At 75.0% G+C, this 12,936-nt stretch carries 11 protein-coding genes; 5 read left to right on the top strand and 6 right to left on the bottom strand.

The genetic code is table 11. The features are described from left to right. The first annotated feature begins 5 nt into the window (after positions 1-5). The 4 genes from AAC134_RS12710 (at position 6) to AAC134_RS12695 (ending at position 5,075) form a co-directional block, all read left to right on the top strand. On the top strand, positions 6-335 hold the full coding sequence (locus tag AAC134_RS12710) for an iron-sulfur cluster assembly accessory protein (RefSeq protein WP_339949511.1): 330 nt from the start codon (positions 6-8) through the stop codon (positions 333-335). 406 nt (positions 336-741) lie between these two features. Next, on the top strand, positions 742-2,847 hold the full coding sequence (gene recQ, locus AAC134_RS12705; protein WP_339949465.1) for a DNA helicase RecQ: 2,106 nt from the start codon (positions 742-744) through the stop codon (positions 2,845-2,847). Positions 2,848-2,929: 82 nt separating this feature from the next. Next, on the top strand, positions 2,930-3,712 hold the full coding sequence (gene xth, locus AAC134_RS12700) for an exodeoxyribonuclease III (protein ID WP_339949464.1): 783 nt from the start codon (positions 2,930-2,932) through the stop codon (positions 3,710-3,712). A gap of 250 nt (positions 3,713-3,962) precedes the next feature. Then, entirely contained in the window at positions 3,963-5,075 is a 1,113-nt protein-coding gene (locus tag AAC134_RS12695) for an Mrp/NBP35 family ATP-binding protein (protein WP_339949463.1), read from the top strand. Between the two features lie 220 nt (positions 5,076-5,295). Here the strand turns inward: AAC134_RS12695 and AAC134_RS12690 are convergent, their stop codons facing one another. Next, on the bottom strand, positions 5,296-6,099 hold the full coding sequence (locus AAC134_RS12690; protein WP_339949462.1) for a delta-class carbonic anhydrase: 804 nt from the start codon (positions 6,097-6,099) through the stop codon (positions 5,296-5,298). 341 nt (positions 6,100-6,440) lie between these two features. Between AAC134_RS12690 and AAC134_RS12685 the strand changes: the two genes are divergently transcribed. Then, positions 6,441-7,244, top strand: coding sequence for a transglutaminase family protein (locus AAC134_RS12685; protein WP_339949461.1), 804 nt, complete (start codon positions 6,441-6,443; stop codon positions 7,242-7,244). 93 nt (positions 7,245-7,337) lie between these two features. On the opposite strand, the gene AAC134_RS12680 is transcribed toward AAC134_RS12685, so the two are convergent. From AAC134_RS12680 to AAC134_RS12660, 5 genes are all read right to left on the bottom strand, one after another. Further along, positions 7,338-8,429 (bottom strand): putative zinc-binding metallopeptidase, encoded by a 1,092-nt coding sequence (locus AAC134_RS12680; protein ID WP_339949460.1) that lies wholly within the window; start codon positions 8,427-8,429, stop codon positions 7,338-7,340. A gap of 70 nt (positions 8,430-8,499) precedes the next feature. After that, positions 8,500-9,126 carry a glutathione binding-like protein gene (locus AAC134_RS12675; protein WP_339949459.1) on the bottom strand — a complete coding sequence of 209 codons (627 nt, stop codon included), beginning with the start codon at positions 9,124-9,126 and terminating at the stop codon, positions 8,500-8,502. 61 nt (positions 9,127-9,187) lie between these two features. Then, entirely contained in the window at positions 9,188-10,804 is a 1,617-nt protein-coding gene (locus AAC134_RS12670; protein ID WP_339949458.1) for an ABC transporter ATP-binding protein, read from the bottom strand. Beyond that, positions 10,801-11,694, bottom strand: a complete 894-nt coding sequence (locus AAC134_RS12665) for an ABC transporter permease subunit (protein ID WP_339949457.1) — start codon at positions 11,692-11,694, stop codon at positions 10,801-10,803. Before AAC134_RS12665 ends, AAC134_RS12670 begins: the two co-directional genes overlap by 4 nt. Before the next feature lie 3 nt (positions 11,695-11,697). After that, the gene (locus tag AAC134_RS12660) at positions 11,698-12,702 is read right to left on the bottom strand and encodes an ABC transporter permease (RefSeq protein ID WP_339949456.1); all 1,005 of its coding nucleotides are present in this window, start codon (positions 12,700-12,702) and stop codon (positions 11,698-11,700) included. Positions 12,703-12,936 lie beyond the last annotated feature (234 nt).

The following is a 12,936-nucleotide window of genomic DNA, read 5'->3' as shown; positions in this document are numbered from 1 at the left end:
CGGCGATCACCGTGCCGCCGCGCGCGACCGACCGCGCGTTCGCGCGCCTGGCCGAGATCGCGGCGGACGCCGGCGCCCCGCAGTGCCTGCGGGTGGCGGTCGAGGGGGGCGGCTGCTCGGGCTTCCAGTACGAGATCACGCTCGAGCCTGCGCCGGCGCCCGACGACCTCGTCCTCGAGAAGGACGGCCAGAAGGTGCTGATCGACCCGGTCTCCCTGCCCTTCCTCTCCGACTCGGTGATCGACTTCACCGACGAGCTGATCGGCGCCCGCTTCGCGGTCGAGAACCCCAACGCCTCCAGCTCCTGCGGCTGCGGCACCTCCTTTTCGATGTAGGCGCGCCGCCCGCACCGGTCTCCGCCCGCCACGAGCCCCGCCGGGAGCGCCTGTTCTCCGGAGCCGTCCGTCGCTGATGCCGTAAAGAGCGACTCGCCCGACGCGGTCAGGGATCGCGCAGCGACCGCGCGCAGCGCGGCTTGTCCTTGACCGCTTCGGGCGAGTCGCTCAGGCATCTTCAGCGACGGACGGCTCGGGAGGACAGGCGCGCTCTGTTCTCGGGTGAGTTCCAGAAGCGCCCCTGCCGGCGCCCGCCGGCGCGCGCCCCCGGTGCGCGCCTGCCAGGCCCGCCCGCAGGGCGCCTCCCGTCCCGCCCTCCTTGTCCCGCCCCCTCGCCTTCCCCCGCCCGGCCCGATAGTCTGCGCGCGATCCCACCCCAGCAGCTCCCAGGTCCGCGCCCGATCCCATGCCCAGCCCCGAGACGCTCCTGAAATCGGTCTTCGGTTTCGACGCCTTCCGCCCCGGCCAGGCCGAGATCGTGTCGGCCATCCAGGCCGGCCGCGACGTGCTTGCGATCATGCCCACCGGCGGCGGCAAATCCCTGTGCTACCAGCTCCCCGCGCTCGCCCGCGACGGGGTCACGCTCGTCGTCTCACCCCTGATCGCCCTGATGCGCGACCAGGTGGCCGGACTGCGCGAGGCGGGCGTCGAGGCCGGCGCCCTGACCTCGGCCAACACGCCCGAGGACAACGAGCGGATCTTCGAGGCGATCGACCGCGGGTCGCTGAAGCTGTTGTATCTCGCGCCCGAGCGCCTGGCCTCCGCCCGCCAGCTGCTCTCGCGCCTGCCGATCTCGCTGCTGGCCATCGACGAGGCGCACTGCGTCAGCCAGTGGGGCCACGATTTTCGCCCCGACTACCTGCGCATCGGCGAGCTGCGCGCCGCGCTGGGCAACATCCAGACCGCAGCCTTCACCGCGACGGCCGACGAGGAAACCCGCGCCGAGATCCTGCGCCGGCTCTTCGACCATGACGACGCGCCGATCACCGATGAGGGCGAGGGCGACGACGCCTCGGTCCCCGCCGTCTTCCTGCGCGGCTTCGACCGCCCCAACCTGTTCCTGGCCTTCGAGGCCAAGGCCCAGCCGCGCAAGCAGCTGATGGACTTCGTCCTGCCCCGCCGCGGCCGCTCGGGCATCGTCTACGCGGGCAGCCGCAACAAGTGCGAGGTGCTCGCCACCGCCCTGCGCGCCGAGGGGATCGAGGCCCTGCCCTATCACGCCGGCCTCGCGCCCGAGGTCCGCTCCCACACCCAGGACCGGTTCTCGCGCGAGGACGGGCTGGTGATCTGCGCGACCGTCGCCTTCGGCATGGGCGTGGACAAGCCCGACATCCGCTTCGTGGCGCACGCCGACCTGCCCAAGTCGGTGGAGTCCTACTACCAGGAGATCGGCCGCGCCGGCCGCGACGGCGCCCCGGCCGACACCTTCACCCTGTTCGGGGTCGAGGACATCAAGCTCCGCCGCATGCAGATCGACGAGGGCCAGGCCCCCGAGGAGCGCAAGCGCGCCGACCACCAGCGCCTGAACGCCCTGCTGTCGCTGGCCGAGGCGCCCGGCTGCCGCCGCCAGACCCTGCTCGCCTATTTCGGCGAGGCCCGGCCAGAGCCCTGCGGCAACTGCGACCTGTGCAAGACGCCCCCCGCCCTCTTCGACGGCGCGGTCGCCGCCCAGAAGGCCCTCTCGGCCATCTATCGCACCGGAGAGCGCTTCGGGGTCGAGCACATCGTCGGCGTGCTGACCGGCAAGACCGACGAGCGGGGCGAGCGTCTGGGCCACGACCGCCTCTCGGTCTTCGGCATCGGCAAGGAGTTCGACAAGAACGGCTGGCGCGGCATCCTGCGCCAGCTGCTGGCGCTGGGTCTGGCGCAGGTCGACAGCCAGACCGGCGGCTGGCGGCTGACCGAGGACGCCCGCCCCGTCCTGCGGGGCGAACGCGAACTGATGCTGCGCCAGGACGCCCTCAAGACCCGCCGCAGCAAGGAGGAGCGCCGCGCCGCCCCCACGGCCCTGGTGGAGGAGGCCGACGAGCCGCTGCTCTCGGCCCTCAAGGTGCTGCGCCGGCGGCTGGCCGAGGCGCAGAACGCGCCCGCCTACATCGTCTTCAACGACCGCAGCCTGATCGACATGGCCACCCGCAAGCCGCAGACCCTCGACGAACTCGCCCAGTGCCACGGCGTCGGCGCGGCCAAGCTGGCGCGTTACGGGGCCGAGTTCCTGGAAATTCTCACCGGCGCCCCCGCCCCCGACGCCCACCCCACCCGGATCCGCGCGGCCGCGGCCGGCTCGGGCGAGGTCTTCGACGCGCTCCACGCCGCCCAGCTTCGCTTGTCGCGCGGCGCGCAGGGCGCCGACAAGCTGCTCACCTGCACCAACTCCACGCTCGCCAAGGTGGTCGAGCGTCGTCCCGACAGTCTCGAAGCCCTCGCAGCGGTCCCCGGCATGGGGGCCCAGCGGGCCGAGCGCTTCGGCCCGGCCTTCCTCTCGATCCTCGCCGCCGCCGCCGAGGCCTGAGCGGGAGAGCCCCCCGCGCCCCCGATCGCGCCGAGCGAGCCCCGCCTCGCCAGACCCCAGCCCCAGGCAGGAGACCCCGCCGATGAAGATCGCGACCTTCAACATCAACGGCGTGAAGGCTCGTCTCCCCGCCCTGCTGGACTGGCTCGAGCGGGCGAAACCCGACGTCGTCTGCCTGCAGGAGATCAAGTCGGTCGACGAGACTTTCCCCCGCGAGCCCATCGAGGACGCCGGCTGGAACCTCGAGACCCACGGCCAGAAGGGCTTCAACGGCGTCGCCATCCTCGCCCGCCGCCCGATCGAGGACGTGACCCGCGGCCTGCCCGGCGACGAGACCGACGAACAGGCCCGCTACATCGAGGCCACGGTCTGCGGAGAGCAGGGCGCGGTCCGGATCTGCGGCCTCTACCTGCCCAACGGCAACCCCGCCCCGGGCCCCAAATACGACTACAAGCTCGCCTGGATGGCGCGGCTCGAGGCCCGCGCGGCCGAGCTGATGGCGGCGGAGGAGCCCGCCATCCTGGCCGGCGACTTCAACGTGATCCCCCAGCCCGAGGACGCCGCCCGTCCGCAGAACTGGACCGAGGACGCGCTGTTCCTGCCCCAGACCCGCCAGGCCTGGCGGCGGATCCTCAACCAGGGCTGGACCGACGCGCTGCGCATCCACCGTCCCGGGCCCGAGGTCTACACCTTCTGGGACTACCAGGCCGGCGCCTGGCAGCGGAACGACGGCATCCGCATCGACCACCTGCTGCTCACGCCCCAGGCTGCAGACCGGCTGAAGTCGGCCGAGGTCGACGCCTGGGCCCGCGGGGGCGAGAAACCCTCCGACCACGCGCCCGTGTGGATCGAGCTCGACCTCTGAGCCGCTGCGTCCCGTCGCCCGCGGGCGCGCCCCGGGCCTGACCCGGGGGCTCGCGAGGCGTCGGCCCGGCGACAGACCGCCGGGCCTCGCGCCCCACGGCTCCCGGATCGCTCGGCGGGAGGCTCGGCCCCGGCGCGCCTCCTCCGCCGCCCCGCGCCCGGCCGCCGCCTTGCGGGGCGTCGTCCCGCCCCATAGGTAGGCGGCAGGCGCGCCGACCCGCCCCTTTCAGGCCGCGCGAGGAGACCCAGAGATGAGCGTGACGCGCGAGGACATCCTGAAGGCCCTTTCCCGGGTCATCGACCCCGGCCAGGGCAAGGACCTTGTCGCCGCCGACATGGTCCGCGCGCCCGTGTTCGAGAACGGAACCGCCCGGTTCATCCTCGAGGTCGATCCCGCCCGCGGCCGCGAGATGGGCCCCGTGCTGCAGGCCGCCGAGGCCGCCGTCGGCGCCCTGCCCGGCGTCGAGAAGGTGCAGGGCGTGCTGACCGCCCACGGTCCCGCCGCCGCCCCCGCCGCGCGCGCCCCGGCCCCCGGCGGCGGCGCGCCCCAGGGCGGCGCGCCGAACCTCAAGATCGGGCGTCACCCCCAGCCGCAGGCCTCCAGGAAGATCGCAGGCGTCGACAAGATCCTGGCGGTCGGCTCGGGCAAGGGCGGCGTGGGCAAGTCCACCGTCTCGGTCAACCTCGCCGTGGCGCTGGCCCAGGCCGGGAAGCGGGTGGGTCTGCTCGACGCCGACATCCACGGGCCCAGCCAGGCCCGGATGCTGGGGCTGACCGAGCGTCCCCGCTCGGATGGCGACACGATCATCCCGCTGCACGCCCACGGCCTGACCGCGATGTCGATCGGCCTGATGCTGCCCGAGGACGAGGCGGTGATCTGGCGCGGCCCGATGCTGATGGGCGCGCTCCAGCAGATGATGAACCAGGTGCGCTGGGGCGAGCTCGACGTGCTGGTCGTCGACCTGCCGCCGGGCACCGGCGACGTGGCGCTGAGCCTGTGCCAGAAGGCCGAGGTGACCGGCGCGCTGATCGTCTCGACGCCCCAGGACGTGGCCCTGCTCGACGCCAAGAAGGCGGTGGCGATGTTCCGCAAGCTCGAGACGCCGGTGCTGGGGCTGATCGAGAACATGTCGGTCTTCGTCTGCCCTCACTGCGGCCAGCCCAGCCACATCTTCGGCCACGACGGCGCCAAGGCCGAGGCGAAGCGCCTCGGGCTTCCCTTCCTGGGCGAGATCCCGCTGCATCTCGACATCCGCGTCTCGGGCGACGCGGGCGCGCCGATCGTCTCCGCCGCCCCCGACGCGCCGCAGAGCAAGGCCTTCCGCGACCTCGCCGCGAAGCTGATCGAGAACGGGGTGGTCTGAGCGCGGCCGGCGCCGCGCGCAGCAGGGACCCGCGCAGGGGCCCCGCGCCAGGGACCCGTGCCCCGCGGCGCAAGGAAGCGCCCCGGCCCCCGGCCCGGGGCGACCTCGCCGCCGTCGCGTCAGCGGACATCGACCGGCGCTTGCCGCCGATCCGAACCGCATCGGGGCGCCGAGGGTCCGGCAAGCGGCGCAGGGCGTCTCGGCCGCGCCGGGCGCGGGCTCACTCCATCGGCGACAGCAGGGCGGGCGCGGTGACCAGCTGGCGGACGCCGTGGGCGTGGTCTTCCTCGAACGTGTTCTCGGCGCACCAGCGGTGCAGGGTCATGATGTCGACCCGCGCGCACCAGGGCCGCACCGACCAGGTCACCTGATAGGGCGAGCAGCTCGACTGCGAGTAGCTCGGCCCCGTGGTCGAGCCGGCGAAGACCACCGGCTCCCCGAACCCCGTCGGCAAGGCCCGCGGCTGGCTGAGGGCGGCCGAGGCCGGATCGCCCGACGCGTAGTCGAACTGCGAGAAATCCAGCGCCGCGGGGTCGTTGACCGCCAGGAACACCTGCGTCTCGACCCGCAGCTGCGGGTTGACGCAGTTCGCGTTCGCGCAGGCGCCCAGGCCCGCGCCCGGCCCCCCGTCGCAGGAGGTGTGCACCCAGTGCACCTCGACCGTGTCGCCAGGCTTCAGCCCGTGGCAGGCGCCGTGACCGTGGAGGGGATCCTCGAGCTCCTGGGCGGTCAGCTCGGCGGTTTCGTTGCAGCGCCAGCCGCCATGCTCCCCCTCGCCGGCCGAGACCGAGAAGCCGGGGCCCTTGTGCTCGGCGTTCACGTGGAAGTGGATGTTGCACAGGTTCAGTCGCGAGGCCGGCGGGGCCAGCGAGAACAGGCGCGCGTTGGCCCCCGACTTGGCCGAGATGTCCCGCGGCGTCTGCGGCCCGAACCCCTCGCACAGGGGCTCGGCCCCCGCCAGGGCCGGCGCGGGGAGGCTCAGTGCGGCCAGCACCGGCAAAAGAACGAGGGCGGGACGGATCATGCGCAGACGCTCCGAGGAAGCCCGGGCGGCCGGGCGGTGGATAGATCGGGCGACAGCAAGACTGGGAATCGGGTTGAAACCGCGTTAAGGACCCTGTGCGACCACGTGCGCCGACGGCTTTGCCCGGCGGCGGCGCGCGCCGCTCAGACCGTCGTCGACGCGGTCGCGAACCCACCTATTTCGCTGTATCGTCGCGCAGCTGGATACGACCTACGGCCCTGTCCGCGCTCTTCCGACGCGGGGGCCCATGCAGCCGTGACCCGGTCCGCCAACTGCCCCCACTCTGGCCGGCGGGGCCGAGCCGCGGCCCCCAGCCCGTCCGCGGCACGTAAGGAGACGTCATGCGCCTGCGCCTTGGATGCGAGATCGCCAGCGATTTCCAGGCCCCCACCCCGTTGATCGCGATGCTCAACGTGCACCACTCGCGCGTGTCGGGGCTGGAGCGTCCGGACCACCTGACCGTCTCCCCCCCGGTGCCCATCGACCACTATCGCGACGGGTTCGGGAACTGGTGCGCGCGGATGGTGGCGCCGCAGGGCCGCTTCACGCTGCGCACCGACGGCGTGCTGCGCGACAGCGGCGCCGAGGACCCGGTCTATCCCCAGGCCCGCCAGAGCCCGATCGAGAGCCTGCCCGCCGAAGCGATCCAGTTCCTGTTGCCCTCGCGCTACTGCGAGTCCGACAAGCTGCTGGAGGAGGCCTGGAACCGCTTCGGCCACCTGCCCGAGGGCGGGCCGCGGGTGCAGGGCGTGGTCGAATATGTCCACAACCACATCCAGTTCGACTACATGGCCGCGCGCAACACTCGAACCGCCTTCGAGGCGAATATCGAGCGCACCGGCGTCTGCCGCGACTTCACCCACCTGGCGGTGGCGCTGTGCCGGGCGCTGAACGTGCCGACGCGCTATTGCACGGGCTACGTCTCGGACATCGGCCAGCCGCCGCCCTACGCGACGATGGATTTCGCGGCCTGGATGGAGGTGTTCCTCGACGGCCGCTGGATCACCTACGATCCGCGCAACCTGACCCCGCGCATCGGGCGGGTGCTGGTGGGGCGCGGCCGCGACGCCGCCGACGTGCCGCTGACGCACTCGTTCGGCCTCGCGCAGCTGGCGAAGTTCGAGGTCTGGATCGACGAGATCTGAGGAAACGCCCGGAGGCGCGCCCAAGGGCGCGGCTCCGGTCCCGTCCGACGTCGCCGGGGGCCGCAACGGCGGCGCCCGGCGACGGGTCGGGCGTCAGCCCGCGGGCTGGTCGACCGCGGGCGCCTCGGCGGGGGGGCCTGCGGCAAGCCAGCGATGGGCCATGGCGAGCTTCTGGCGCGCCGGCTCGGGCAGCACGAACGGATAGAGGTCGGCCAGGCCCATCGACCGGTTCACGTGGTTCAGCGCCAAGCCCAGCTCGCAGCCCCGGTCGATCAGCGTGACCGCGTCCGGCTCGGCATAGGCGTCGTAGCCGGCCGAGGCCGCCGGCGCGCTCAGCCCCGCGGCCGCGAAACTGTCCACGATGTCGGTCAGGTGCAGCAGGTGGGCGCAGCTTTCGGCCCAGTCCTCGTGCGCGTGGGCCGAGGCGTAGGGCGTGACGTGGTTGTCGGGCCAGTCGCAGGGCGGGCCCTGGTCGTAGTGGCGGGCCAGCGCCTCGCCATAGTCCTCGCGCTCGTCGCCGAACAGCTCGCGGAACGGCGTGAGAAACGCGTCCGAGGCCGAGAGGCGAAGGTGCAGGGCGTGGGCCAGCTCGTGGCGGAAATGGCCCACGAGCGTGCGGTAGGGCTCGCCCAGGTCCTCGCGCCGGCGGGCGCGCTCGGCGGGGTCGGCCTCGGCGAGGTTGATGGTCACCACGCCGTCGGCATGGCCCATGATCACGTCCACCGGGCCGTGGCGCGTCTCCTCGGCCAGCATCCTGAACACCGGGCTCGGGCCGGGATCGTCGGGCGTCCACCAGCCCCAGCGCGAGAGGTTGGCCAGCACCCAGCGCTTGGCCGCCTCGGCGTCGGCCCATTGGGCGATCGCCTCGGGCAGCGAGCGGTCGGGCGAGGTCTGGGTCATCGCGCAGGAACGGCAGAAGTCGCCGCCCTCGGCCGGCCAGTTGCAGCCGAGACTCTCGCGATGGGCGCAGGGTTGCGGGCCCTCGCCCGGCCCCTCGCCGGGCGCAGACCCGCCGGCCGCGTCGGCCTCGGCCGGGTCGGGCTCGGCCGCGACGGGCTCGAAGGTCACGAATCCGCCCGCGCGCCCGTTGGCGTCCGGATCGTAGAGCACCTGCGCCCCGCACACGCAGGCGCGATTGTGGAACCAAAGCTGCCCGCCGCAGGCGGGGCATTCGAAAAGGCGCATCGCTGCTCCAGTCTGGCGCGTCCCCGAGCCCCCGGGCGGACGCGCCCCGCCGCGGGGCGCGCGCCGGGGATCAGAGGGGTTTCAGCCCCTCGGCCTCCAGCGCCGCCTGCACGGCGGGGCGCGCCTGCATCCGGGTCCGGTGCGCATGCACCTTGGGGAATCGCGCGGGATCTATCCTGTCGGTCTCCAGCCACCTGGAGACGGTGTAGAGATAGGCGTCGGCGACCGTGTGACCATCCCCCATCACGAAGGGACCCTGAAAGACCTCCTCCTCGAGGTGACGGAAGCTCTCGCCCACCGTTTCGGGGACCTTGGCGACCATGTCGGCGTGCGAGCTCTCCTGGTCGGCCCAGCGCCCGGCGCGGCGGCCGTGGGCGTGGTTCACGTGCAGCGTGGCGCAGAGGTAGGCGGCGACGCTCTGCATCCGCGCGAACTCCCAGGGATCGGCGGGTGCGAGTCCGGCCTCCGGGAAGCTCTGGGCGATCCAGGCGAGGATCGCGGGCGTCTCGGTCAGGGGCCCGCGATCGGTGATCAGCAGCGGCACGCGCCCCTTGGGGTTCATCGCCAGGTACTCGGGCGTGCGCTGCTCGGCGGCGGCGAAGTCGACGCGGCGCAGCTCGAACTCCGCCCCCGCCTCGCGCAGCGCGATGTGGGAGGCGAGCGAACAGGCGCCGGGCGAGGAATAGAGGGCGATCAAGGCGGGGATCCTCCGGTCTGGCCCCGGCCGTCGTCGCGCGGCGGGGCGGTCGGCGCGCAGCCTAGCCGCGCGGCCCGGCCTGCGGAAGGGGGCGCGCCGGATCCGGGGCGGGGATCGCGCCCGGAGCGTCGAGGCCCGGCAGCGCCAGCGCCCGGGCCGCCTCGACCAGGCGCCGGGCGGCGGCGCTGCGCGGCGCATCGAGCACCGCCTCGGCCGGGCCGGTCTCGACGATGCGGCCCGCCTCCATCACCGCGAGGCGGGCGCAGACCGCGCGGGCGACCGCGAGGTCATGGGTGACGAACAGCAGCGCGAACCCCTGCTCGGCCTGAAGGCGGGCGATCAGCGCCAGCACGCGGGCCTGCGTGGTGACGTCGAGCGCCGAGGTCGGCTCGTCGCAGATCAGCAGCGCCGGCCGCCCGGCCAGCGCCCGGGCGAGCGCGATGCGCTGCCGCTGCCCGCCCGAGAACGCGTGCGGGCGCCGCCCGGCCGCGTCCTCCGGCAGGCCCACCTGGGCCAGCAGGTGGGCGACCGCGGCGCGGGTCTCGGCGCCGGGGGCCGCGAGCGCGTGGCGGGCCAGCGGCTCGGCCACGATCTCCCCCGCCGTCATTCGCGGGTTGAGCGAGCCCAACGGGTCCTGGAACACCATCTGCGCGCGTCCCGCGGTCCGCGCCCGCCCGGCCCCGGGCGCCAGCAGCCCCGCCGCGATCCGCGCCACGCTGGTCTTGCCCGAGCCCGAGGCGCCCGCCAGACCGAGGCTCTCGCCCGGGCCCAGTCGCAGCGACACCCCGCTCAGCGCCCGGGGCGGACGCGCGCCGAACAGGCGGCGGCGCGCGTAGGAGAGGGCGACGTCCGTGAGCTCCAGCACCGGGGGTCCGGCCGCGGCGCGCAGGGGCTGCGAGGGCGTGTCGAGCCGCGGGATCGCGGCCGCCATCTCCCGCGTCCAGGGATGGGCGGGGGCGCGCAGCAGACGCGCGGGGGGGCCCTCCTCGACGATGCGGCCCGCGCGCATCACCGCCACGCGGTCGGCGCAGGCCGCCGCGGCCGCGAGGTCGTGGCCCACCAGCAGCGCGGCCATCGCCCGCTCGCGGCACAGGCGTCCCAGCAGCGCCAGCAGGTCCGCCCGCCCGGCGACGTCGAGCGAGGCGGTCGGCTCGTCTGCCACCAGCAGCTCCGGGTCCCCCGCCAGCGCCAGCGCGATCACCGCCCGCTGACGCTGCCCGCCCGAGAGGCGATGGGGGGGCCGCGTCAGCATCGCGGCGGGGTCGGGCAGACCGACCTCGGCCAGCAGCGCCTCGGCCCGCGCGCGCGCCGGCCCGCGCGAGAGGCCCCCGCGCAGGCGCAGCGTCTCGATCAGTTGCGCGCCGATCGTGACCATCGGGTCGAGCGCGGCCGAAGGGTCCTGGAACACCGCCCCGATGCGCCGGCCGCGCAGGGCCCGGAAGCGCTCGGGCGGCAGGGCGGCGAGGTCGTCCCCGTCGAACAGGATCCGCCCGCCCCCGATCCGTCCCGGCGGCGGGACCAGACCCAGTATGGCGGCTGCCAGCGCCGACTTGCCGGCGCCCGATTCCCCGGCCAGCGCCAGGATCTCGCCGCGCCCGATCTCCAGCGAGGCGCCCTCGACCGCCACGCGCGCGCCGAAGACCACGCGCAGATCCTCGATCCGCAGCAGGGCGCTCATGGCCGGTCGGCCGGGTCAGGGGCGGCCCGGTGGGGATCGGCGCGGGCGCGAAGGGCCTCGGCGCCGGCGTTGGCGCCCAGCGCCAGGGCGACCAGCAGGGCCGAGGGGAAGGCCGCGATCCACCAGCGCCCGGCGAACATCTGCTCGGCCCCCAGCCGGATCAGCGTGCCGAGCGAGGGCGTCGAGGGCGGCGCCCCGAGCCCCAGGAACGACAGCGTCGCCTCGGCGATGGCGGCCAGCGGCAGCAGCACCGCGGCCAGCGTCAGCACCGGGCGGGCGACGCCGGGCAACACGTGGCGGCGCAAGATCCGCGAGGTCCCCAGGCCGGTGATCCGGGCGGCGGCCACGAAGTCGCGCCGCGCCTCGACCGCGGCGGCGGCCCGGGCGACGCGCGCATACTGGGGCCAGTCGCTCAGCCCGATGGCGAGCGCGGTGGCCGGGATCGCCAGCGCCTCGCGCGCGCCGGGGGGCAGGAAGGCGCGGGCGAGACCGTTGATCAGGATCGCCACCAGGATGCCCGGCAAGGTCAGCTGCACCTCGGCCAGCCGCATCAGCGCGGCGTCGAGCCACCCCCCCGCCGCCCCCGCCGCGACCCCGACCAGCGCCCCCAGACCCAGCCCCAGCGCGGTCGCGGCCAGCGCCACAAGGATCGAGAGCCGCCCTCCGTAGAGCAGGGACGAGAGCAGGTCGCGCCCCTGCCCGTCGGTCCCGAGCCAGAACGGCGCCCGCCCGCCCTCGATCCAGGCCGGCGGCAGGAAGGCGTCGCGCAGCGAGAGGACGGCGGGGTCGAACGGGTCCTGCGGCGCGATCCAGGGCGCGGCGAGGCAGGCCAGCGCCGGCAGCAGGCCCAGCGCCATCGCCAGGGCGGGCAGAAGGCGCGCGCGGACCATGGCTCAGCCCCGCAGCCGCGGGTCGAGCGCCAGGTGCGCCAGGTCCGCGGCGAGGTTCACCGTCACGAAGATCGCGGCGGCCAGCACCAGACAGCCGGCGATGGCGGGCGCGTCCACCGCCTCGACCGACTGCAGGAAGAACAGGCCCGTGCCCGGCCATTGAAACACCGTCTCGGTGATCACCGAGAAGGCGGCCAGCGCGCCGAGGTTGGTGGCGCTCGCCGCGATCACCGGCGGGGCGGCGTTGCGCAGCGCGTGGGCCAGGACCGCGCGCTCGGGCAGGCCGCGGGCGCGGGCGAAGCGGATGTGCTCGGCGGCCAGCGCCTCGGCCGTCTCGGCGCGCGCGAGACGCAGGACCACCGGCAGCTGGAACAGCGCCAGCGTCAGCGCCGGCAGCAGGATCGAGGCCCAGCCCGGCGCGCTGAGCAACGCGGTCCGCCACCCCCCGAGGTCCACCGCGCCCCCTCGCCCCGAGGCCGGCAGCCAGCGCAGCTCGACCGCGAATACCTGGATCAGCGCCAGCCCGATGACGAAGGTGGGGACCGAGACCCCCAGCAGCGAGACGGCCGCCACCGCGCGCGAGCCCGCCGAGCGCGGCCGCAGCCCCGCCCAGGTCCCCGCCGCCAGCCCGAGCGGGATCGCGATCAGGGCCGAGACGGCGACGAGCTCCGCGGTGGCCGGCAGGCGCGCGGCCAGCGCCTCGGCGACGGGCATGCGCAGCCGCCAGGAGAGGCCGAGGTCCCCCCCCAGCGCCGCCCCCGCCCAGTCGAGAAAGCGCAGGAGCGTCGGCCGGTCGAGCCCCAGCGCCGCCCGCGCCTCCGCCCGCCGCTCGGCCGAGGCGTCGAGGCCGACCAGCGCCGACACCGGGTCGCCCGCGAGATCCGAGATCGCGAAGGCCAGCGCCGCCACCGCCAGCATCACCAGCGCCCCCTGCGCCAGCCGGCGCGCGATCAGCCCCGCGACTCCGCCGGCCGGCGCGCCGGTCCCGGCGAAGCGCCCCGCGCTCATGCCAGGGCCGCGCCGCGCGCCGGCCCGCGTCGCACCCGCCCGCGCGCAGGGGCTCGGGCCATCGCCGGCCGCCGCGCCGCAGCCTGCGCCGCCGACTGCCTCGCCGATTGCGCTGTCGTCCGCCGACGCTCGGGCGGCAGGGGCATCGCCGGCCCGCGGGTTCGCGCCTCGCGCGCGGTCGGCGCAGGATGCCGGGCGGAGGGTCCGGGCACGCGGGGCGTGGCGGGCCCGGGG

Source organism: uncultured Albimonas sp., assembly GCF_963977235.1.
In the GTDB taxonomy this organism is placed as follows: Bacteria; Pseudomonadota; Alphaproteobacteria; order Rhodobacterales; family Rhodobacteraceae; genus Albimonas.
This window is presented reverse-complemented; position numbering and strand designations above follow the sequence as displayed.